This is a genomic window from Gordonia sp. NPDC003424, from assembly GCF_053588655.1.
In genome coordinates this window covers 37,131-58,694 of the sequence record NZ_JBSFQJ010000004.1, presented here as the reverse complement: position 1 = coordinate 58,694, position 21,564 = coordinate 37,131, and the positions used below count along the sequence as shown (strand labels likewise).

General features: G+C 67.2%; 21 protein-coding genes. 9 read left to right on the top strand and 12 right to left on the bottom strand.

Translation table 11 applies throughout. The features are described from left to right. Window positions 1-32: 32 nt before the first annotated feature. From ACWDTI_RS07700 to ACWDTI_RS07690, 3 genes are read left to right on the top strand one after another with little or no spacing between them, the layout of a single operon-like run. On the top strand, window positions 33-878 hold the full coding sequence (locus ACWDTI_RS07700; RefSeq protein ID WP_449737473.1) for an exodeoxyribonuclease III: 846 nt from the start codon (window positions 33-35) through the stop codon (window positions 876-878). Between the two features lie 52 nt (window positions 879-930). After that, a complete protein-coding gene (gene trpS, locus ACWDTI_RS07695) occupies window positions 931-1,965 on the top strand; it encodes a tryptophan--tRNA ligase (protein ID WP_449737472.1) in 1,035 nt (344 codons plus the stop codon). Between the two features lie 20 nt (window positions 1,966-1,985). Further along, the gene (locus ACWDTI_RS07690; RefSeq protein WP_449737471.1) at window positions 1,986-3,077 is read left to right on the top strand and encodes a YhjD/YihY/BrkB family envelope integrity protein; all 1,092 of its coding nucleotides are present in this window, start codon (window positions 1,986-1,988) and stop codon (window positions 3,075-3,077) included. A 2-nt stretch (window positions 3,078-3,079) separates the two neighbouring features. On the opposite strand, the gene ACWDTI_RS07685 is transcribed toward ACWDTI_RS07690, so the two are convergent. Genes ACWDTI_RS07685 through ACWDTI_RS07675 form a run of 3 tightly spaced genes read right to left on the bottom strand, consistent with a single transcriptional unit; the run spans window position 3,080 to window position 6,203 of the window. Continuing rightward, on the bottom strand, window positions 3,080-4,354 hold the full coding sequence (locus ACWDTI_RS07685; protein WP_449737470.1) for a D-alanyl-D-alanine carboxypeptidase family protein: 1,275 nt from the start codon (window positions 4,352-4,354) through the stop codon (window positions 3,080-3,082). A 20-nt stretch (window positions 4,355-4,374) separates the two neighbouring features. Further along, on the bottom strand, window positions 4,375-5,742 hold the full coding sequence (locus tag ACWDTI_RS07680; RefSeq protein WP_449737469.1) for an aspartate aminotransferase family protein: 1,368 nt from the start codon (window positions 5,740-5,742) through the stop codon (window positions 4,375-4,377). Further along, on the bottom strand, window positions 5,739-6,203 hold the full coding sequence (locus tag ACWDTI_RS07675; RefSeq protein ID WP_449737468.1) for an Lrp/AsnC family transcriptional regulator: 465 nt from the start codon (window positions 6,201-6,203) through the stop codon (window positions 5,739-5,741). Before ACWDTI_RS07675 ends, ACWDTI_RS07680 begins: the two co-directional genes overlap by 4 nt. 111 nt (window positions 6,204-6,314) lie before the next feature. Between ACWDTI_RS07675 and ACWDTI_RS07670 the strand changes: the two genes are divergently transcribed. Then, window positions 6,315-7,805, top strand: a complete 1,491-nt coding sequence (locus ACWDTI_RS07670) for a gamma-aminobutyraldehyde dehydrogenase (RefSeq protein WP_449737467.1) — start codon at window positions 6,315-6,317, stop codon at window positions 7,803-7,805. After that, entirely contained in the window at window positions 7,802-9,217 is a 1,416-nt protein-coding gene (locus tag ACWDTI_RS07665) for an NAD(P)/FAD-dependent oxidoreductase (protein WP_449737466.1), read from the top strand. The genes ACWDTI_RS07670 and ACWDTI_RS07665 overlap by 4 nt, the downstream gene beginning before the upstream one ends. An 11-nt stretch (window positions 9,218-9,228) precedes the next feature. Here ACWDTI_RS07665 and ACWDTI_RS07660 read toward each other — a convergent pair whose 3' ends face one another. From ACWDTI_RS07660 to sdhC, 6 genes are all read right to left on the bottom strand, one after another. Then, window positions 9,229-9,942, bottom strand: a complete 714-nt coding sequence (locus ACWDTI_RS07660) for a type 1 glutamine amidotransferase (RefSeq protein ID WP_449737465.1) — start codon at window positions 9,940-9,942, stop codon at window positions 9,229-9,231. Further along, window positions 9,932-11,437 (bottom strand): APC family permease, encoded by a 1,506-nt coding sequence (locus ACWDTI_RS07655; protein WP_449737464.1) that lies wholly within the window; start codon window positions 11,435-11,437, stop codon window positions 9,932-9,934. Before ACWDTI_RS07655 ends, ACWDTI_RS07660 begins: the two co-directional genes overlap by 11 nt. Window positions 11,438-11,623: 186 nt before the next feature. Beyond that, window positions 11,624-12,412 carry a succinate dehydrogenase iron-sulfur subunit gene (locus ACWDTI_RS07650; RefSeq protein WP_449737463.1) on the bottom strand — a complete coding sequence of 263 codons (789 nt, stop codon included), beginning with the start codon at window positions 12,410-12,412 and terminating at the stop codon, window positions 11,624-11,626. Continuing rightward, a complete protein-coding gene (gene sdhA / locus ACWDTI_RS07645) occupies window positions 12,412-14,166 on the bottom strand; it encodes a succinate dehydrogenase flavoprotein subunit (RefSeq protein ID WP_449737462.1) in 1,755 nt (584 codons plus the stop codon). Before sdhA ends, ACWDTI_RS07650 begins: the two co-directional genes overlap by 1 nt. Window positions 14,167-14,183: 17 nt before the next feature. Next, the gene (locus ACWDTI_RS07640; RefSeq protein WP_449737461.1) at window positions 14,184-14,642 is read right to left on the bottom strand and encodes a succinate dehydrogenase hydrophobic membrane anchor subunit; all 459 of its coding nucleotides are present in this window, start codon (window positions 14,640-14,642) and stop codon (window positions 14,184-14,186) included. A 10-nt stretch (window positions 14,643-14,652) separates the two neighbouring features. Next, window positions 14,653-15,060: a succinate dehydrogenase, cytochrome b556 subunit gene (gene sdhC / locus ACWDTI_RS07635; protein ID WP_449737460.1), complete on the bottom strand. Its 408-nt coding sequence runs from the start codon at window positions 15,058-15,060 to the stop codon at window positions 14,653-14,655. A 224-nt stretch (window positions 15,061-15,284) separates the two neighbouring features. Between sdhC and ACWDTI_RS07630 the strand changes: the two genes are divergently transcribed. Genes ACWDTI_RS07630 through ACWDTI_RS07620 form a run of 3 tightly spaced genes read left to right on the top strand, consistent with a single transcriptional unit; the run spans window position 15,285 to window position 18,156 of the window. After that, window positions 15,285-15,692 (top strand): cytidine deaminase, encoded by a 408-nt coding sequence (locus ACWDTI_RS07630; protein ID WP_449737459.1) that lies wholly within the window; start codon window positions 15,285-15,287, stop codon window positions 15,690-15,692. Then, window positions 15,689-17,011 carry a thymidine phosphorylase gene (locus ACWDTI_RS07625; protein WP_449737458.1) on the top strand — a complete coding sequence of 441 codons (1,323 nt, stop codon included), beginning with the start codon at window positions 15,689-15,691 and terminating at the stop codon, window positions 17,009-17,011. Before ACWDTI_RS07630 ends, ACWDTI_RS07625 begins: the two co-directional genes overlap by 4 nt. Then, on the top strand, window positions 17,008-18,156 hold the full coding sequence (locus tag ACWDTI_RS07620) for an adenosine deaminase (protein ID WP_449737457.1): 1,149 nt from the start codon (window positions 17,008-17,010) through the stop codon (window positions 18,154-18,156). The genes ACWDTI_RS07625 and ACWDTI_RS07620 overlap by 4 nt, the downstream gene beginning before the upstream one ends. A gap of 19 nt (window positions 18,157-18,175) precedes the next feature. Here the strand turns inward: ACWDTI_RS07620 and ACWDTI_RS07615 are convergent, their stop codons facing one another. The 3 genes from ACWDTI_RS07615 to ACWDTI_RS07605 form a co-directional block, all read right to left on the bottom strand. Continuing rightward, on the bottom strand, window positions 18,176-19,489 hold the full coding sequence (locus ACWDTI_RS07615; protein ID WP_449737456.1) for a primosomal protein: 1,314 nt from the start codon (window positions 19,487-19,489) through the stop codon (window positions 18,176-18,178). A gap of 62 nt (window positions 19,490-19,551) precedes the next feature. Continuing rightward, on the bottom strand, window positions 19,552-20,490 hold the full coding sequence (locus ACWDTI_RS07610) for a C40 family peptidase (protein ID WP_449737455.1): 939 nt from the start codon (window positions 20,488-20,490) through the stop codon (window positions 19,552-19,554). Next, entirely contained in the window at window positions 20,491-20,817 is a 327-nt protein-coding gene (locus ACWDTI_RS07605) for a type VII secretion target (protein WP_449737454.1), read from the bottom strand. 123 nt (window positions 20,818-20,940) lie between these two features. Between ACWDTI_RS07605 and upp the strand changes: the two genes are divergently transcribed. Then, entirely contained in the window at window positions 20,941-21,564 is a 624-nt protein-coding gene (gene upp, locus ACWDTI_RS07600; RefSeq protein ID WP_449737453.1) for a uracil phosphoribosyltransferase, read from the top strand.

The following is a 21,564-nucleotide window of genomic DNA, read 5'->3' as shown; positions in this document are numbered from 1 at the left end:
TGCGGAATTCGCTCGCAGTAGGCTGATGCGCTGTGTCGCTCACCATCAGCACGGTCAACGTCAACGGCATCCGGGCCGCCGTCAAACACCGCTCCGAGGCCAACCGCGGGTTCCACTCGTGGCTGGATGCCTCGGGTGCCGACATCGTCCTGCTGCAGGAGATCCGTGCCGACGAGGATCTGGCCAGGGAGGCCCTCGCGCCGGCGTTGGACGACGGCTGGGGGCTCGCCATGTCACCGTCGGTGATCAAGGGGCACGCCGGCGTCGGCGTGCTCAGCCGCCTGCCGCTCGGTGCGGTCCGCGTCGGTTTCGGCAGCGACGAGTTCGATCCCCTCGGCCGCTACCTCGAGGCCGACGTCGACGGTCCGCTCGGACCGACGACGGTGGCCAGCCTGTACCTGCCCAAGGGTGCCGCCGCGCCGACCGCGACCACCGACACCAAACTCACGGCCAAGTACGACGAGAAGGTGCGGTTCCTCGACGCGTTCGGCACGCACCTGCGGTCGCTGGCGCGGCGTCGTCGGAACGTCGTCGTCGGCGGCGACTGGAACATCGCCCACGCCGAGCCCGACATCAAGAACTGGAAGGGCAATCTCCGGAGTCCCGGATTCCTGCCGCACGAACGGTCCTGGGTCGGTGCGCTGCTCGACGCCGGCTGGTCCGACGTCCATCGTGACCTCACGCCGGGCGAGCAGGGCCCCTATACGTGGTGGTCGTGGCGTGGGAAGGCCTTCGACAACGATTCCGGCTGGCGCATCGACTATCAGCTGGCCAATCGTCTGCTCGCGCGGCGGGCGGTCAAGGCGACCGTCGATCGTGCGGACGCCTACGACCTGCGCTGGTCGGATCACGCGCCGATGACGGTGGTCTACGACTGAGCACGACCGACGGCGCGAAAACCGTTGGCCCGCGTTTGAGAGACTGGAGCCCATGAGCACCACCGACACCACGGCCCCCGAGACGCGCCCGCGCGTGCTGTCGGGAATCCAGCCCACGAGCGATTCCTTCCACCTCGGCAACTACCTCGGTGCCGTGCGGCAGTGGGTGGCGCTGCAGGACGATTTCGAGGCGTTCTACTTCATCCCGGACATGCACGCCCTGACCGTCGCGTTCGACCCGAAGACACTCGCCGACCGCACGCGACTGAGCGTGGCGCAGCTGTTGGCGCTGGGTGTCAACCCCGAACGCTCCACCATCTACGTGCAGTCGCATGTCCCCGAGATCGCGCAGCTGACCTGGGTGCTGTCCTGCATCACCGGCTTCGGCGAGGCGAGCCGGATGACGCAGTTCAAGGACAAGACGGCCAAGCAGGGGGTGGAAGCCGCCGGCGTCGGGCTCTTCACCTATCCAATCCTGATGGCCGCCGACATCCTGGCCTTCCAGGTGGACCGGGTTCCGGTGGGCGAGGATCAGCGTCAGCACCTCGAACTCACCCGAGATCTGGCCCAGCGGTTCAACTCCCGATTCGGCCAGGTGTTCACCGTCCCGCAGGCCTATCTGGTGCAGGAGTTCGCCAAGATCTACGACCTGCAGAATCCGACGGCGAAGATGAGCAAGTCCGCGGAGACCGACAAGGGTCTGATCAACTTGCTCGACGATCCGAAGCGGTCGGCGAAGAAGATCCGCTCGGCGGTCACCGACACGGGCACCGAGATCCGGTTCGACCGTGAGGCCAAACCCGGCGTCAGCAATCTCCTCACCATCCAGTCGGCGCTGTCGGGGGTGCCGATCGACGACCTCGAGGACAAGTATCAGGGCAAGGGCTACGGCGATCTGAAGGTCGACACCGCCGAGGTGCTGACCGAGTTCGTCACCCCGCTGCGTGGTCGCGTCACCGAGTACATGGACGATCCGGCCGAACTCGACGCCATCCTCGCCAAGGGTGCGGCTCGTGCCCGGGAAGTCGCCTCGCACACGCTGGGGCGCGTCTATGACAGAGTGGGGTTCTTGGCACCTGCAGGATGATCTGACAGGAGGCGGTACCCGTGAGCACGGTGGTGGACACGACGAAGTCGACGGTGGGGGAGGCCAAGTCCACGTTCGAGCGGCTGCGGGAACGCTGGCCATGGCTCGAGCACCTCATCGCAACGGTCCAGCGATACAACGAACGGCGCGGGAACGTGTACGCGGCGGCGATCAGCTTCAACGGGATCCTCGCGATGGTCCCCATCGTGATGGTTGCCTTCGCGATCGCGGCGTTCGTGCTCGCCGGGAATCCTGCGCTCATCGAGGACATCAAGGATGCCGTCGTGAAGGCCATGCCCGGCGAACTCGGCGATCAGGTCGAGCAGCTGATCGACTCGGCGATCGCCTCGCGCACCACCGTCGGCATCGTCGGTCTGCTGGGCGCGGGCTTCACGGGAATCGGCTGGATCTCCGGTGTCCGGGTCGGCATGACCGAGATGTGGGGTGGTCGTGTCGACCGCAACCTGGTCATGTCGAAGGTGTGGGACCTGGTGACGTTCTTCCTGCTCGGCGTGGCGTTCGCGGTCACCGTGGCGCTGACCGCGCTGGGCAACGGCGGGTTCGTCCGGTCGATGCTCGGCTGGGTGGGTCTCGACGACGCCGGGTGGGCACCCGTCGTGGTGCGCGTCGCGTCGATCGTCGTCTCGCTGGTCGCGAGCTGGATGCTGTTCACCCTCATCCTCTCGCGACTTCCGTTGGTACAGATCCCGTTTCGTAACGCCCTCAAGGCCGGGCTGATCACCGCGATCGTCTTCGAGATCCTGAAGACCGTCGGCGGCGTCTACCTCAAATCCGTGCTCGGCAGTCCGGCCGGGGTCGCGTTCGGGCCCATCCTCGGCCTGATGGTCTTCGCCTATCTCGCCTCGCGCATCATCCTCTACTCCTCCGCATGGTGTGCCACCGACGCGATGAACGAGGAGTACCAGGTCACCGACGACGACACCGAGGGCGACGACGACGAGTCGCGCACACCGGTCGTGGTGTCGCCGACCTATCAGGTCAATCCGGTGGGCCGACCGGGATCGCTGGCGGTGGCGGCCGGGGCCGGCGCGGTGGCCGGTGCGCTGCTGGGTCGCCGCGGCCGGCACCGTTCGCCGGGATCGGACGACTGACCTCAGCGTCTGCGGAAGAGCCGCAACGCGATCAGCAACAAGACCACTGCGGCGAGAGCCGCGAGGAGGCCGACGAGAACCCGCATCGACCACCGCGACGGCTGGTCGGACCCGGTGGCCGCCCGATCTCCCGCCGCCGCCTGCACGGTCGGCGAGGCGGTGGTCGTCGCCGCTGACGCCGCGTCGGACGACGATCGGCCGGCGGCCGCGAGCGAACCCACCGCCGTGTCGGCCGGTGCGCGGAAACCGTAGTCGAACAACGACTTCGCCTGGTCCCAATACGAGTCGTCGACGATGGTCAGCCCGTACATCTGCACGATGAGGATCCGCCGGCCGTCCCGCTCGGTGACGCCGACGAAGGTCTTCTTGGCGTCGTCGGTGTAGCCGGTCTTGCCGCCGAGCATCCCCGGATACCCGTCGAGGAGAAGCTGATTCGACGTCTGCATGAGATACGCCGGATGATCGGTGTCGCCGGGTACGTCCGGGCGCTTGGGATAACCGGGGAACATGTGCGTCGCCATCGCGATGAGTTCACGGAATGTGCTGTTGCGGATCGCCTCGCGGAAGATGACGGCGAGGTCGTAGGGCGACGTCGACATCCCGGCCGCGTCCAGGCCCGACGGACTGGCGGCGCGGGTGTCCAACGCGCCCAGAGCTTTTGCCTTGGCGTTCATCTTGGCGAGGGTTTCCTCGACGCCGCCGAGCTGGCGCGCCAGCGCATTCGCGCAGTCGTTGCCCGACACGATGACCAGTCCGGTCAAGAGGTCCCGGTTGGTGTAGTGACCGCCCGGACCCATCCCGCACAGATCCCCTTCGGCACTCCAGTCCTCCGGCGTGGGTGCCACGACGGTGTCCAGATCCAGCTCGTCGAGGGCGACCAGCGCGAGGAGGACCTTGATCGTGGAGGCGGGGCGATAGCGCCCGTGGGGATCCTTCGCGGCGATCACGTTGCCGGTGTCGAGGTCGGCGATCAGCCATGCCGCCGACGTCAGCCGGGGCGGCACCGGGCCGAGTGCGGGATCGGCGACCACCCCGCACTCACCCATCCGCTCGCCGCCCACCGGCGGGTCGGGGACCGGCAGCGGTGTCGGGGTGGTGGAGCCGGGAGCGACCACCTCCGACTCGTCGACCGGGGGTGGTGTGCCGATCTTCTGGGGGCAGTGATCGGTGACGGGCGTGGTGAGCGGTGTGCCGGGCGAGGTGGGGCCCGCCCACGCGGGAGCGCAGATCAGGCCGATCGCGGCGAGCACCGTCACGAGGACGACCGTCACTTTCACGGCACGTGAGGTTACCAGGCTCAGAGGAGCGTATACGCCTCCGTCAGCACCGACCGCAGGATCTGCTCGATCTCGTCGAACTCGGCCTGGCCGGCGATCAGCGGCGGCGCGAGCTGGACCACGGGATCGCCACGGTCGTCGGCCCGGCAGTACAGCCCGTTCTCGAACAGTGCACTCGACAGGAATCCGCGCAGGATGCGCTCGGACTCGGCGGCGCTGAACGTCTCCTTGGTCGCCTTGTCCTTGACCAGCTCGATCCCGTAGAAGAAGCCTTCACCGCGGACGTCGCCGACGATCGGCAGGTCGTGGAGTTTCTCCAGTGTCGCCCGGAATGCCGGTGCCGACGTCTTGACGTGGTCGTTGAGTCCCTCGCGCTCGAAGATGTCGAGGTTGGCCAGCGCCACCGCGGCCGAAACCGGATGTCCGCCAAAGGTGTAGCCGTGTGGGAAGGTGGTGGTCCCGTCCCGGAACGGTTCGAAGAGCCGGTCGCTCGCGATCATCGCGCCGATCGGGGAGTAGCCCGACGTCATGCCCTTGGCGCACGTGATGATGTCCGGGACGTAGCCGAAGTCGTTGCAGGCGAACATCGATCCGATCCGTCCGAACGCACAGATCACCTCGTCGGAGACGAGCAGGACGTCGTACTCGTCGCAGATCTCCCGGACCCGCTCGAAGTAGCCGGGCGGCGGCGGGAAGCAGCCACCCGCATTCTGCACCGGTTCGAGGAACACCGCGGCGACGGTGTCGGGTCCCTCGAACTCGATCGCCTCGGCGATGCGGTCCGCCGCCCAGCGGCCGAATTTCTTGGGATCGGCGGCGAGTTCGTCGTCTGCGCGGTAGATGTTGGTGTTCGGCGCGCGGAACGCACCCGGGGTCAGCGGCTCGAACATCTGCTTGAGTTCGGGCACACCCGTGATGGCCAGCGCGCCCTGGGGGGTGCCGTGATAGGCAACAGAGCGCGAGATCACCTTGTGCTTCAACGGTTTTCCGACAAGCTTGAAGTACTGTTTGGCGAGTTTCCACGCGCTCTCCACGGCCTCGCCACCACCGGTGGTGAAGAACACGCGGTTCAGATCGCCGGGCGCGTAGGCGGCGAGGCGTTCGGCGAGCTCGATCGCCGGCGGTGTCGCATACGACCACAACGGAAAGAACGCGAGCTCTTTCGCCTGTTTGGCCGCGGCCTCGGCAAGCTCGGTGCGGCCATGTCCGACCTGGACGACGAACAATCCGGCAAGCCCGTCGAGATAGCTGCGTCCCTTGTCGTCGAAGATCCGCATTCCCTCGCCGCGAGTGATCACCGGCGGGGTGATGTTCTCGCCGTGGCGGGCGAAATGGCCCCAGAGGTGAGCGGCGCTGCGCTGGCCGAGAGTCGGTTCGGTGACGGTCATCGGGTACCCCAATTGTATTGTTGCTTGACCAGTTTCAGATAGACGAGCGTTTCGGTGGCGGTGACCTCGGAGTGCACACGGACCTGCTGGTTCAGGATCTTCAACAGATGGTCGTCGTCCTCGCAGACGACCTCGATGAGGATGTCGAACGAGCCCGCGGTCAGCACCACGTAGTCGATCTCCGGGCAGGTGCCGAGCTGCCGTGCCAGCGCCTCGGTGTCGCCGGTGCACCGGATGCCGATCAATGCCTGGCGGGAGAAGCCGAGTTTGAGCGGGTCGGTGACCGCGACGATCTGCAGCAGTCCGCTCTCGCTGAGTTTCTGCACGCGGTTGCGCACGGCGGCTTCCGACAATCCGACCGACTTGCCGATCGATGCATAGGATGCCCGGCCATCGGCCTGAAGTTCTTCGATGATCTTCTTGGCGGTGGCGTCGAGAGCAGTTCCGGAGGATTCGACCACATACCGATCGTGGCGGATTCAGTAAGGCAATGCAAGTCGAATCTGCGTATTTCGCAGAAATTTGTCGCTGAATCTAGTGATTCCGTCGTCGAGCCGGTAAGCTCCGCTGCTATGTCATACCCCAACACCGTTCCCACGGGTTGGATCGACGGAGTGGCGTACAAGGGTTCTGGCCCGCAGTACACCGTCGTCAATCCGGCCACCGATGAACCCGTCGCGGATCTCGCCCTTGCCGGCGCCGACGACGTCGATATCGCCGTCGCCTCCGCACGCGCCGCGCAAAGCGATTGGGGTGCAGCAACTCCCGCAGAGCGCTCGGCGGTCCTGCATCGCCTGGCCGCGGTCCTGGCCGACAACGCGGACGACCTCGCGGCACAGGAGGTGTCGCACACCGGCCGGGCCATGCGACTGGCCACCGAGTTCGATCTTCCGGGCAGCATCGACAATGTGGGCTTCTTCGCCGGCGTCGCCCGCAACCTCGACGGCAAGGCCAGCGCCGAGTACTCCGGCGACCACACATCGTCGATCAGACGGGAGCCGGTCGGCGTCGTCGGGTCGATCTCGCCCTGGAACTATCCACTCCAGATGGCCATCTGGAAGGTGATTCCGGCGCTCGCCGCGGGATGCGCCGTCGTCCTCAAGCCGGCCGAGCAGACCCCGCTCACCACGCTGACGCTGGCGCGTCTGGCCACCGAGGCCGGACTGCCCGACGGTGTCCTCAACATCCTCGTCGGCACGGGCGCCGACGTCGGTGCGGCCATCGCCGGCCATCCGGGCGTCGACATGGTCACCTTCACCGGTTCCACCGCCGTCGGCCGCCTGGTGATGGCCCAGGCCGCGCGTAACGGTACGCGCGTACAACTCGAGCTTGGCGGCAAGGCGCCCTTCGTGGTGTTCGACGACGCCGACCTGGACGCGGCGATCCAGGGTGCGGTGGCCGGTTCGCTCATCAATGCCGGGCAGGACTGCACCGCGGCCACCCGAGCGATCGTCGCCCCGAATCTGTACGACGACTTCGTCGCGGGTGTGGCCGAGGTGATGGGCACGATGACGGTCGGTGATCCGACCGACCTCGCCACCGACATGGGCTCGCTGAGTTCGCACGCCCACCGGGACAAGGTCGCGGGCATGGTCGACCGCGCCGTTGCCGCCGGCGCCCGCCTGGTCACCGGCGGTGTGCGCCCGGACGGTCCCGGCTGCTTCTATCCACCGACCCTGCTCGCCGATGTCTCCGAGGACGCCGAGGTCTACCGGGACGAGGTGTTCGGACCCGTCCTCACCGTCAGTTCCTTCACCGACGACGACGACGCGATCCGCCGCGCCAACGACACCGTCTACGGTCTGGCCGCATCGGCCTGGACGCGCGACCTGTACCGGGCCCAGCGCGCCGGCCGGGAGATCAAGACCGGGTGCGTGTGGATCAACGACCACATCCCGATCATCAGTGAGATGCCGCACGGCGGCGTGGGTGCGTCGGGTTTCGGCAAGGACATGTCCACCTACTCGCTCGACGAGTACCTGACGATCAAGCACGTCATGAGCGACATCACCGCGGTCGCCGAAAAGCCTTGGCATCGAACTGTCTTCACCGGGGCGCGATGAGCTGGGCGACGCAACCCACACCGCGTGGGCGAGAACTGGTGGCGCAGGCACGCCCGGTCTCGTACTGGCTCGACCGTGCCGAACGTCCGGAACCGCGTCCCCGGCTGGCCGGCGACGTGCAGGCGGATCTGCTCGTCGTCGGGGGCGGATTCACCGGCCTGTGGACGGCGGTACAGGCGGCCGAGGAGAACCCGGATCGTCGTATTGTGCTCGTCGAGCGGGACCGGATCGCCGAACAGGCGTCCGGCCGCAACGGCGGATTCTGTTCCGCGAGCATCACGCACGGGCTGGCCAACGGACTCGACCGGTTCGCCGACGAGATGCCGACCCTGGTGCAGATGGGGCGGGACACGCTCGACGAGATCGAGGCGACCATGGCGCGCCTCGGGATCGACGCGGATGCCGAACGGACCGGCGAGCTCGACCTCGCGAACTTCGACTGGCAGGTCGCCGATCTGAAGGAACAGTCGTCGCAGGCCGCGCTGCTCGGTGTCGACCTGCCGCTGTTGCCCGGGCCGCAGGCACGCGAGCAGGTCAGCTCGCCCATGGTGGTGGCCGCGCTGCGCGATCCGGATGTGATCATGCTCGACCCGGCGAAACTGGCCTGGGGTCTCGCGGCGGCGGCCGAGCGTCTCGGTGTGCGGATTCACGAGCACACCGAGATCACCGGACTGCGCACGGTGGGCAATCGCGTCGTCGCGAAGACCGCCTACGGCGAGATCGACACGGCCGCTGCGGTTCTCGCGACGTCGGCGAGCCCGTCACTGATCCGGCGGCTGCGCCTGTACACCGTGCCGGTGTGGGACTACGCCCTGATGACCGAACCGTTGACGACCGAACAGCGTGCGGCAATCGGCTGGTCCGGGCGCGAAGGGCTCGCCGACTGCGGCCCGCGCTTCCACTATTTTCGGCTCACCGCCGACGACCGCATCCTGTTCGGCGGCTGGGATGCCCTGTACCACTACGGATCCGACGCCAGCGCCCGCCACGAGTTCGAACCCGGCGAGTTCGGCGTGCTGGGCGAACATCTGCTCCAGTTCTTCCCGCAGCTCGAGGGTATCCGCGCCTCGCACGCGTGGGGTGGCGTCATCGACACCTGCTCGCGATTCAGCGCCTTCTGGGACCGCGCGCACGACGGGCGGGTGGTGAGCGTCGTCGGGTTCACCGGCCTCGGAGTGGGTGCGTCGCACTTCGGTGCCCGCACCGCGCTGGACCTTGTCGACGGCAAGGACACCGACCGCACGCGACTGAAGATGGTGCGCAGCAAGCCGATTCCGTTCCCGCCGGAGCCGTTGCGGTGGGTGGGCATCACCGTGACCCGACGCGAACTGGCGCGCAGCGAGAAGCGTGAGGGAAAGCGCGGCGCGTGGCTGTCCGCGATGGACAAGGTGGGCTTGGGCTTCGACTCGTGAGATCGGTGGTGTCAGCGGGTCTGCTGATACCACCGGCGAATCGCGTCGGCAGCTCGGGACCTGGTGATCTCCTGGATACGGGCCACATCGGCGATCGTGCGGGAGAGCCCGTCCGGTCCGACGACGGCGAGCAGCTCGCTGCGGTACTCGTCGACGGCGAGCCACTGATCGAACAACGCGACGTCGACCTCGAGATGGAACTGCACACCCATGTGTGGTCCGTGACGGTACACCTGATGTGCGCAGGTCTCCGACGACGCCAGCAGGGTGGCGCCCTCGGGGAGGTCGAACGTGTCGAAATGCCATTGCAGAGCAGGGAACTCCGGCTCTGCATCCGTTCCCCAGACCGGGTCGCGCCGACCGGCATCGGTCAGGGCGATGTCGACCACGCCGAGTTCCGGGGTCGTCGCGCGGTAGACGCGAGCGCCCAGCGCGCGCGCCAGCAACTGGGCGCCGAGGCATGCTCCCCAGACGGGGACATCTTGTGCGACCGCAGATTTCAGAAAGGTCAGCTCGTCGTCGAGCCAGGGCAGCAGGGCCGTGTCGCCGGCTCCCATCGGTCCACCCATGACGAGGATCGCCGAGTACGAGGCAGGGTCGTCAGGGATCGGGTCGCGCCACGCCCGCACGGTGGTGACGGGCGCAAGCCCCATGAGACCCGCTCCGTAGCTGCCGGGCGATTCGCATTCCGCGTGCCGCAGCTCGAGGACCGGGTCAATAGACATCCGGCACCTTCACCTCGGTGGTGGCGTCGAGCGTCTTGCCCTCGAAGAAATCCCGGCGGTGCACGAAGCACGCGAGCATCAACGGGATACCGAGCACGAGCATGCCGACGCCGAGGATGAACACACCGCCGATGCCGCCCACCGACGTCGAACCGTAGTCGGGGTTGATCATGTCGATGGCGCTCTTGATGAACGCCCAGGCCATCGCGATGCCGCCGAGCAGCGGGAACAGGCCACGCATGAAGAAGTGGCGTGCCGAGACGAACAGTGTCCGCCGGAAGTACCAGACGCACGAGAACGCTGTGATGCCGTAGTAGAACGCGACGGCGAGGCCGAGTGAGGCGATCGAGTCACCCAGGGTGTTCTGGCTCAGGAACGACAGCACGAGATAGAACACCAGCGCGGAGATCCCCATCACCGCGGTGCCGAATGCCGGCGTCATGTATCGGGGATGGATGGCGGCGAACCGGTCGGGGAGGGCCTTGTAGACGGCCATCGACAGACTTCCCCGGGCGGTGGGCAGGATGGTGGACTGCGTGGACGACAGCGCCGAGATGCTCACCGTCAGCAGCAGCGCCGAGGACATCACCGCGCCGGCCACGGGTTCGCCGAGGATCGTGAGCACATCGTCGGTGTTCTCCGGGTTGTTGAGTCCGATGCCGGTGTCGCCGAAACCGGCGAACGACTCGACCGCGTAGGCGACGAGCACGTACGTGGCGACGAGGATCAGGCAGGTGATCACGGCCGCGCGGCCCGGTGTCTTGGCGGGGTCCTTGGTCTCCTCGCCGATCGCCAGGCACGCGTCCCATCCCCAGTAGATGAAGATGCACAGGATCACCGCGGCCGCGATCTCCGACTGCGTCAATCCGCTCGGCCACAACCAGCTGAGGCTTGGGGTGATCGCCTGCGGGCCGGCCTTGTCGAGCGCGACCTTGGTCAGGGCGATGATGCTCGCGCTGATCAGGATCGCGAACTGGATGAACATGAGCACGGCCTGGATGCGCTCGCTGATCACGATGCCGCGGATGCTGATCCACGTCATCACCGCGATGAACAGGCACCCCAGGGTGACCTTGACCCACAAGGTGTCGGCCAACTCGTCCTGGCCGAGGAACTTGAGGAGATAGACCGCGGCGATCTCGGATACGTTGGCCAGCACGATGATTGCCGACACGGCGAGTCCCCAGCCGCCGATCCAGCCGACCCACGGCCCGAATGCCTTCGTGCCCCAGGTGAACGTGGTGCCGCAGTCCGGGGTGTCCTCGGACAACTCGCGATACGCGAACGCCACGAGGAGCATCGGGATGAAGGCGAGCACGAACATCGCCGGCGCCTTGGAGTGCACCGCGGCCACGACATAGCCGAGCGTCGCGGCGAGGCTGTAGGCGGGGGCGACCGCCGAGAGCCCGATGATCACATTGCCCAGCAGGCCGATCGAGCCGGTGCGCAAACCCTTGCCCTCGGTGTGCATCTCGGCATGGACGCTGTCTGACATGAGCCGCTCTTCCGACGGTGGTTCCGACCGATCTTGAGGGTACGTTTTCCGCCGTCGCACCGTGCGCTTATGTGGTGAACCAGCATCGCCCGGAGGTGGGTCCGTCACCGGACCGAACGGACGACGAAGGCCCGCACCGTGTGGTGCGGGCCTTCGTCGGGGCTGCAGAGGGTTGTCTGCTTTCGGTCAGCGCGAGAACATCAGCGCGCGCTTGACCTCTTGGATCGCCTGGGTCACCTGGATGCCGCGGGGGCACGCGTCGGTGCAGTTGAACGTGGTGCGGCAGCGCCACACGCCGTCGACGTCGTTGAGGATGTCGAGTCGTTCCACCGCCGCCTCGTCGCGGCTGTCGAAGATGAAGCGGTGGGCGTTGACGATGGCCGCCGGGCCGAAGTAGCTGCCCTCGTTCCAGAACACCGGGCAGCTCGTGGTGCAGCACGCACAGAGGATGCACTTGGTGGTGTCGTCGAAGCGGGCGCGGTCGGTCTGGCTCTGGATGCGCTCGCGGGTCGGCTCGTTGCCCGAGGTGATCAGGAACGGCTTGATCGCGCGGTACGCGTCGAAGAACGGCTCCATGTTGACCACGAGATCCTTCTCCACCGGCAGACCCTTGATGGGTTCGACGGTGATGGTGACCTCTTTGTTCTTGTCCTTGGGCAGCATGTCCTTCATCAGGAGCTTGCAGGCCAGGCGGTTGACGCCGTTGATGCGCATGGCATCCGACCCGCACACACCGTGCGCGCAGCTGCGGCGGAAGGTGAGGGTGCCGTCGAGGTAGCCCTTCACGTAGAGCAGCAGGTTGAGCAGCCGGTCGGTCGGCAGTGCCGGCACCCGGAAGCTCTCGAAGCCCTGGGCGTCGGGGTTCTCCGGGTTGAACCGGTAGATCTTCAAGGTCACCATGGTGGCCTCGTCGGGTACCGGGGGCAGTGGTGGCTCGTCCGCGGATGCTGCCGGATTCTCCATCGTCGCTGTCATCAGTACTTACGCTCCATCGGCTCGTAACGGGTCTGCACCACGGGCTTGTAGTCCAACTCGATGTCCGAGAGAAGGCCGTCGCCCTTCTTGTAGGCCATCGTGTGCCGCATGTAGTTGACGTCGTCGCGGTTCGGGTAGTCCTCGCGGGCGTGACCGCCGCGCGACTCCTTCCGGTTGAGCGCCCCGACCACGGTCACCTCGGCGAGTTCGAGCAGGAAGCCCAGCTCGATGGCCTCGAGGAGATCGGAGTTGAAGCGCTTGCCCTTGTCGTGCACACGGACGTTCGCGTAGCGCTCCTTGAGGGCGTGGATGTCGGTGAGCGCCTGCTTGAGGGTCTCCTCGGTGCGGAACACCGACGCGTTGTCGTCCATGGTCTGCTGCATCTTGGTGCGGATGTCGGCGACCCGCTCGTGGCCGTGGTCCGACAGCATCGACGTGACCCACTCGTCGACCATCGCGGTGGGGTTCTCCGGCAGGTCGGCGAACTCCGAGGAGTTGGCGTATTCGGCGGCGGCGATCCCGGCCCGGCGGCCGAAGACGTTGATGTCGAGCAGCGAGTTGGTGCCGAGGCGGTTGGCGCCGTGGACCGACACACAGGCGCACTCGCCGGCGGCGTAGAGGCCGTGCACGATGTCCTCGTTGTTGCGCAGGACCTGACCGGTGATGTTGGTCGGGATACCGCCCATCACGTAGTGGCAGGTGGGGTAGACCGGCACGTATTCGGTGACCGGATCGACACCGAGGTAGGTGCGGGCGAACTCGGTGATGTCGGGGAGCTTCTCGTTGAGGACGTCCTCGCCGAGGTGGGTCACGTCGATGTAGACGTAATCCTTGTTCGGGCCGGCGCCGCGGCCCTCGAGCACCTCGAGCACCATGGACCGCGCCACGATGTCGCGGGGTGCGAGGTCCTTGATGGTGGGCGCGTAACGCTCCATGAACCGTTCGCCGTCGGCGTTGCGCAGGATGCCGCCCTCACCGCGGACCGCCTCGGAGATGAGGATGCCCAGGCCGGCCAGGCCGGTCGGGTGGAACTGGTGAAACTCCATGTCCTCCAAGGGAAGTCCCTTGCGGAACACCACGCCCATGCCGTCACCGGTCAGCGTGTGGGCATTCGACGTGGTCTTGTACATGCGTCCCGAACCGCCGGTCGCGAAGACGATCGACTTGGCGTGGAACACGTGGATCTCGCCGGTCGCGAGTTCGTAGGCGACCACGCCGGTGGCCACCGGCTCGCCGTTGTCGTTCTCCGTCAGGCAGATGTCGAGGGCGTAGAACTCGTTGAAGAACTCGACGTCGTGCTTGACGCAGTTCTGATAGAGCGTCTGCAGGATCATGTGGCCGGTGCGGTCGGCGGCGTAGCAGGCGCGACGCACCGGGGACTTGCCGTGGTCACGGGTGTGGCCGCCGAAGCGGCGCTGGTCGATCTTGCCCTCCGGGGTCCGGTTGAACGGCAGACCCATCTTCTCGAGGTCCAGGACGGCGTCGATGGCCTCCTTGGCCATGATCTCGACCGCGTCCTGGTCGGCGATGTAGTCACCACCCTTGACGGTGTCGAAGGTGTGCCACTCCCAGTTGTCCTCCTCGACGTTGGCCAGCGCGGCGCACATGCCGCCCTGGGCCGCGCCGGTGTGGCTACGGGTGGGGTACAGCTTGGTCAGCACGGCGGTGCGGGCGCGCGGTGCGGACTCGATGGCCGCGCGCATCCCGGCGCCGCCGGCACCCACGATGACAACGTCGTAGCGATGTTCCTGCATCAGTTCGTCAATCTCCTCTAGCCGACACTGTTGGTGTCGAAGGTCAGAAGCGCGTAGGTGCCGAGCACGAGGACCAGGATCATCGAGATCCCGAGCAGCACGTTGAGCCAGAAGCGGGTGGAATCCTTGCGCGAGTAGTCGGCGATCACCGTGCGCACACCGTTGCCGCCGTGCAGCTGCGCCAGCCACAGCATGGTGAGATCCCAGACCTGCCAGAACGGTTCGCGCCAGCGGGCCGCGACGAACGAGGCGTCGATGCGGTGCACGCCGTCGTCCCACGCCAGCATGATGAACATGTGGCCGATGGTGAGGATGATCAGCGCCAGGCCGGAGAAGCGCATGAACAACCAGGCGTACTTCTCGAAGTTGCCGCCCTTGCGCATCCGGGGCGCGCGCGGGTTGTCGAGGCTGGCCGGGCGGTCGTGCTGGGTGCCCAGGGTCTTGGCGACACCTGGTGCGGCTTGCGATGCAGTCATCAGGTGCCTCCTAGAACGAGTGGGTGATCAGGATCTGCAGCAGTCGGACGGCTGCCGCTCCGAAGACGATCACGAAGAGGGTCAGGATCGTCCACAGCATCTGACGCTGGTACTTCGGACCCTTCGACCAGAAGTCGATGAGGATGATCCGGAGGCCGTTGAGCGCGTGGTACAGCACGCACGCCACCAGGCCGATCTCCATCAGACCGATGATCGGGGTCTTGTAGGTCTCGATGACCTCGGAGTACTTGTTCGGATCGACGCGGATCACCGCCGTGTCGAGCACGTGTACAAAGAGGAAGAAGAAGATGCTCACGCCCGTGATGCGGTGCAGCACCCACGACCACATGCCGGGATCGCCGCGATACAGGGAGCGTTTGCGCACCGGCTCTGGTGCTACGTCGGTGGGGGTACTCATCGGGAAATTGGCCTCCAACAGCGTCGATGGAACTGCCGAGTCGGCATTATGAGGCTCGGCCGTGGACCCATGGAAGAGACTTTAAACCTATGCTGAGGCCGGAGGTAATCAGCCTGAACAGATTTGGGCGACAAGGTATCTCGAGTTAGGTTTGCCTTACCAACTTTTTGGATGGTAAGGGCGGTCACGACTTGGACGCCCGTAGGAGAATGTGAGGAACCCGGTTGGCTGTCGATCCGGACTGGAATCTGTTGCGGGACAGGGCAAAATCGATGATCGGCCGGGCCTATTCGCCGTACTCGCGATTCCCGGTGGGCGCCGCGGGCCTGACCGACGACGACCGCGTGGTGCTCGGGTGCAATGTGGAAAATGTCTCATACGGACTGGGGATCTGCGCCGAGGTCGCATTGATCGCCCATTTCGTCGGCACCGGCGGGAAACGTTTGCGGGCGATATCCGTGTGTGACGGCCGTGGCGAGATCCTGATGCCCTGCGGGCGGTGCCGGCAGGTGCTCCTCGAACACGGCGGTGGCGAGATGCTGGTCGATCATCGTGGTGGGCCGGTGGCGCTTTCGGCCCTGTTGCCCGATGCGTTCGGACCCGACGACCTGGCCGGCGGGGCAGCGGGGTGAGCGATCTCGACGAGGTCATCGACACGATCTCGGTGATCGCCGCCAAACGCGACGGTGGTGAGCTCTCCGATGCGCAGATCGACTGGGTGATCGAGCGGTACACGCACGAACACGGTGTGGTCGCCGACGAGCAGATGTCCGCGCTGCTCATGGCGATCTTCCTGCGTGGGATGAGTGCCCGCGAGATCGCGCGGTGGACGCAGGCGATGATCGGCAGCGGGCGCCGGATGGACTTCTCCGGTCTGCGCCGCGACGGCCGGCCGCTGGTCACCGTCGACAAGCACTCCACCGGCGGGGTCGGGGACAAGATCACCCTGCCGCTGGCACCCCTGGTGGCCTCGTTCGGCGTCGCGGTGCCCCAGCTGTCCGGCCGCGGCCTGGGCCACACCGGCGGCACGCTGGACAAACTGGAGGCGATCGCGGGCTGGCGGGCCGAGGTGTCCGCCGACGAGATGGTCGACCAACTCGAACGCGTCGGCGCCGTGGTGTGCGCGGCCGGCCGGGACCTCGCGCCCGCCGACCGGCGGCTCTACGCGCTGCGGGACGTCACCGCGACGGTGGAATCGATACCGCTGGTGGCGAGTTCGATCATGAGCAAGAAGATCGCCGAGGGCACCGGCGCGCTCGTGCTGGATGTCAAGGTGGGCAGCGGCGCATTCCTCAAGTCCCTCGACGAGGCGCGTGAGCTGGCCGCGACGATGGTCGAGCTGGGGACCGCCGCGGGTGTCCGCACACGCGCGGTGCTGACCGACATGAACACGCCGCTCGGCCGTACCGCAGGCAATGCGCTCGAGGTGGCCGAGTCGGTCGAGGTGCTCGCCGGCGGTGGACCCGCGGACGTGGTCGAGCTCACACTCGTGCTGGCCCGCGAGATGCTCGACGCCGCAGGGCTCTTCGACGCCGATCCGGCCCGGCATCTCGCCGACGGTACCGCGATGGACACCTGGCGGGCGATGATCCGCGCCCAGGGCGGAGACCCGGATGCCGCGTTGCCGGCGGCACGGCACACCGACACCGTCGTCGCCACCGAGTCCGGGGTGCTCACGCGACTGGACGCCATGGCGGTGGGGGTGGCGGCGTGGCGGCTCGGTGCCGGACGAGCCGCACCCGGCCAGAGCGTGCAGGCCGAGGCCGGGGTCACGATGCATGCCAAGCCGGGTGACCGGGTACGCGCCGGCGATCCACTGTTCACCTTGCACACCCAGACACCCGACCGCTTCGGCGCTGCGCGCGGCGCGCTGGTCACCGCCGTCTCGGTGGGGGACATGCCGGGCGATCGGCAGCCATTGATCATCGATCGCGTTACCGTCGAGCCATGACCGACGGATTCATCACGGGCGGCGCCGCCCCGGCGGGACGACCGCTCGATCTCCCCAACATCTCGCTGGCGCCCAAGGTGCTGTTGCACGATCACCTCGACGGTGGGCTGCGCCCCTCGACGGTCCTCGACCTCGCGCGGGAGGTCGGCTACACCGACCTCCCGGCCGACGACGCCGACTCACTCGCGCGGTGGTTCCGGGACGCCGCCGACAGCGGATCGCTGGAGCGGTACCTGGAGACGTTCGCGCACACGGTCGCGGTGATGCAGACACCCTCGTCGCTGGCGCGCGTCGCGCGCGAGTGTGTCGAGGACCTCGCCGCCGACGGTGTGGTCTACGCGGAGGTGCGGTATGCGCCCGAACAGCATCTCGAACACGGGATGACCCTCGACGATGTCGTCGAGGCGGTGCTCGCCGGCTTCGCCGAGGGGGAGAAGGCGGCCGCGGCCGAAGGCCGGCCGATCACCGTGCGCTGCCTGGTCACGGCGATGCGCCACGCCGCGCGGGCGCGGGAGATCGCCGAACTCGCGGTGCGCTACCGTCACGACGGGGTGGCCGGGTTCGACATCGCCGGCGCCGAGGCCGGCAATCCGCCGACCCGCCACCTCGACGCGTTCGAGTTCATGCGGGCGAACAACGCGCACTTCACGATTCACGCCGGGGAGGCGTTCGGGCTGCCGTCCATCCACGAGGCGATCGCCTTCTGTGGAACCGACCGTCTCGGGCACGGCGTCCGGGTCATCGACGACATCACCCTGCCCGAGGGGGTCGATCTCGCGGCGGAGTCGTTCGACGGTGCGCAGCTCGGCCCGATCGCGAACATTGTGCGCGACAAGCGAATTCCGTTGGAACTGTGTCCCAGTTCCAACGTGCAGACCGGGGCGGTGGCCTCCATTGCCTCTCATCCGTTCAATGTGCTTGCGCGCCTGCGATTCCGGGTCACGGTGAACACGGACAACCGGTTGATGAGCGATACCACCATGAGCAAGGAGTTCCTGCGCCTCGCCGAGCAGTTCGGCTACGGCTGGGCCGACTTCGAGCGTTTCACCATCAACGCCATGAAATCGGCGTTCATCCACTTCGACGAACGGCTGCGGATCATCGACGACGTGGTCAAGCCGGGGTATGCGGTGCTGTTGGGCTGAGAGGCGCGGCCTCCGGGCCTCAGCCCTTCTTGACCAGTCGGCCCTCGAAGTCGTGGACGAGTGCTCGCCACGCCTCGGACTCGTTGTCGAACGGCGCGCTCGGTGCCATGCGCTTGGGATCCGGATTGATCGTGTAGTCGACGAACCAGCCCAGCGGGGTGGTGGCACCCAGGGCGTTGTTGACCGAGTCGTCGTCCGCGTAATCGGCTGCATCCGTGAGGAGTTCGACGGCGAGGTCGAGTTGGTTCTTGTCGATGCGGCGGGGGCCGTCGGCGATGTCCTCGGTCAGGCCGGGGAGCACGTAGACGTTCTCGTCGAGGACGTCGAACTCCAGTGAGCCGTCGTTGGCGCCGGCGCGGACGTCGTCGAACGTCGACAGGGTGGCCAGGTCGTGGTTGTTGTTGTCGGCGAGAAACCGGCCCAGCGACCGCGCCGAGGTGAACACGAAGATCTTTCCGTCGGAGCCGAGGAAGATCGGATCGTCGCCGAGATAGCAACGCAGGGAGAGGTATTCGCCGTCGGCGGTGACGATCTTGATCGGGTCGATCCCGACGTTGGTCCAGAAGTCGTCGTCGTCGATCTCGTCGTCGAGATCCTCGTCGGTCTCGTCGGTCTCGTCGGTCTCGGTGTCGTCTTCGGTGTCCTCGTCGCTCTCGTCGTCGGCATCCGCGGCGGCGACGCCGTCGACGAGTTCGAGGTCTTCGTCGATCGGTTCGTCCTCGTCCTCCGCAGAAGCCGCGGCCTCGAGTTCGGCCTCGGCGGTCTCGACGGCGGCAGCATCGACCGCAGGGGTGCTGATGACGTCGTCGATGGCGTCGAGCACGTCGTCCCAATGCTTGGCGATGAGCCGGCCGATGCGCACCCACAGGTCCACGCCGTCGCGGCCGGTGAAGTTGCGGGTGCCGGTCGTCACCGCGCCGAGGATCGGGTTGCCGTTGAAGAACTTGGTGATGACGGTCAGCTCGCAGACCTCGCCCAGGATGCGCACGATCTCCAGCGCGTCCTCGAGTTCGGCGATGACCTCCGGGGTCGGATCCTCGGCCGCGAGCTCCGGGACACCGACGAGGTCGTAGGTGTGGCGGTCGTCGGGGACCAGTTCGTCGGCCTGCAATCCGACGAGCGTCGGCCACGCCGGGTGCTCGACGAGATCGTTGTCGTCGTCGTTGCGGATGAACGCGGCGAGCTCCGCGACGCCCGGGAATCCGTAGAGGTCCTCGTCGAGGCCGAGGAACGCCTCCCACTCGTCGTCACCTTCGCGCCACCGGGGCGCCCAGAGGGTGACGATGTTTCCGTCGGTGAGTCCGAGCTCGATGGGGACAATGTCTCCGGCCATGAGGACACAGCGTAGCGATCCGAGCTGTGAAAGCGGGTAGCGACCCCGTGAACTCGTGGTGCTCATCGTGGCCGGAAGAAGCCCTGGAAGCCTTGGCCCGCATTCGTGGTGCGCAGCGGGGACACCTGCACCGGATCGCCGGCTTCGACGAGCTGGTTGTTTCCCACATACATGGCGACGTGTCCGTCCCACACGGCGAGATCGCCGGGCTGCAGTTGTCCCTGGCTGACCGGGTAGCCGGCGGTGTCCTGGTCCTGCGCGAGCCGGGGGAGATCGACCCCGGCCTGCTGGTACGCCCACTGGGTGAGTCCGCTGCAGTCGAAACCGTCCGGGGTGGTGCCGCCCCACACGTAGGGCACGCCGCGCTGGCTGAGCGCTGCGCGCACCGCGGTGGCTGCCCGTTCGTCCGGTGCGTGCACCGTCGACCCGTCCGGCAGTGCGACCGAGACTCCGCCGCTGTCGGAGCCCGCCGGCAGCGCGGTGCGGACCTCGGCGGGTGCCCGGGTGCGCGCGAGCGACATCATCCTGTCGGTGTCGGCCTTCAGATCGGCCTGGGTGCGCGCGACGATCTGCATGCCGCGGACGATGTGGTCGACGGCGACGGGCACGATCATCGCGAGCCCCTCAGGGGTGAAGAGCGTCGAGCCCAGGCCCTTCGCTGCTCGCTCGAACGAGGTGAGCAGGCCGTTGAGCTGATCGGCGGCGACCTTGACCTTGGCTCCGGCGCTCTCGATCATCGTGGCGATCGCGGAACCGTCGTCGGTGAGCTGCGCGGTGGTCGTGTGCGTGCGGTTCGCCGCGGTCACCGCCCGATCGGCACCCGCTCCACGCCAGTCGTCGGCAACCGTCCGGGTGGCGGTCATCGACGCCTCACGGACCCGGTCGAGTTGTGGCGTCGCCGCGCGGAGATGATCCGCGGGATTGTCCGGGGGCAGCACCCCCGTGCCGAGCGCGGTGATCATGATGCGCAGCGGCGCGATGAGGATCTCGACGGTCAGCATCTACAGACGCAGCCCTCGGTCGCCGACGGTGGTCCGGATGGACGTCGCCGACGACGCATCGTCGTCGGTGTAGGCGATTTCGGCGGCCCGGGTTCGGTCGCCCTGGTCGGCGTGGCGCCGCGCGACGGTCTCGAGGCCGTGCGCCCGATGATCGAGGGCGTAAGCGGTGGCGGCCAGGAAGTCGGCGCCGATGACGCCGAAGGTGGTGGCCAGTCCGCCGATCTCACCGCGCTGCCGGGCGGCCTGGGTGCCGACCGCGTCGGCGGCGAAGTGCTGTGCGCGGGCGTACGTCTCGAGCGCGGTGGGTCGAGCGGTTACTTCGGTCATGCAGATAGGACGCGACAGGATCCGGATCGGTTCCGCCCGCGAGATGCCGGCCCCGCACGCCTGTGGGCATGTCTCACAATTCCTCGCAGTGGAATCGGGAGACATGCCCTAATGTCTGAACCCATGCAGGTAAAGATCGTCGATCACCCGCTTGCGGCGGCCCGGCTGACCACCATGCGTAATAAGACCACCGACAACGCCGGTTTCCGGGAAGCGTTGTCGGACCTGACCCAGATGCTGATATACGAGGCGCTGGCCGGGGCACCGACCGCGGTGGTACCGATCGAGACGCCGTTGGCGCCGTTCGCCGGAACCCGGCTCGCCGCACCGCCGCTGCTGGTCCCGGTGCTGCGTGCCGGCCTCGGCATGGTGGAGCAGGCGCATGCGATGGTGCCCGAGGCCTTCATCGGGTTCGTCGGTGTCGCCCGTGACGAGACGACCGCCCAACCCGTCCCGTACCTCGAATCGCTGCCCGACGATCTGTCCGGCAAGCCCGTGTTCGTCCTCGACCCGATGCTCGCGACCGGCGGATCGATGCTGTACACGATCGAGCTCCTGGTCGCGCGCGGCGCCACCGACATCACCGCGGTCTGCGTCGTCGCGGCACCGGAAGGTGTTGCGGCACTGGAGACTTCCGGACACCCGGTCCGACTCGTGGTGGGCGCCGTCGACGACGGGCTCAACGACGTCGCCTACATCGTGCCGGGCCTCGGCGACGCGGGCGACCGGCAGTTCGGTCCGCGCTGA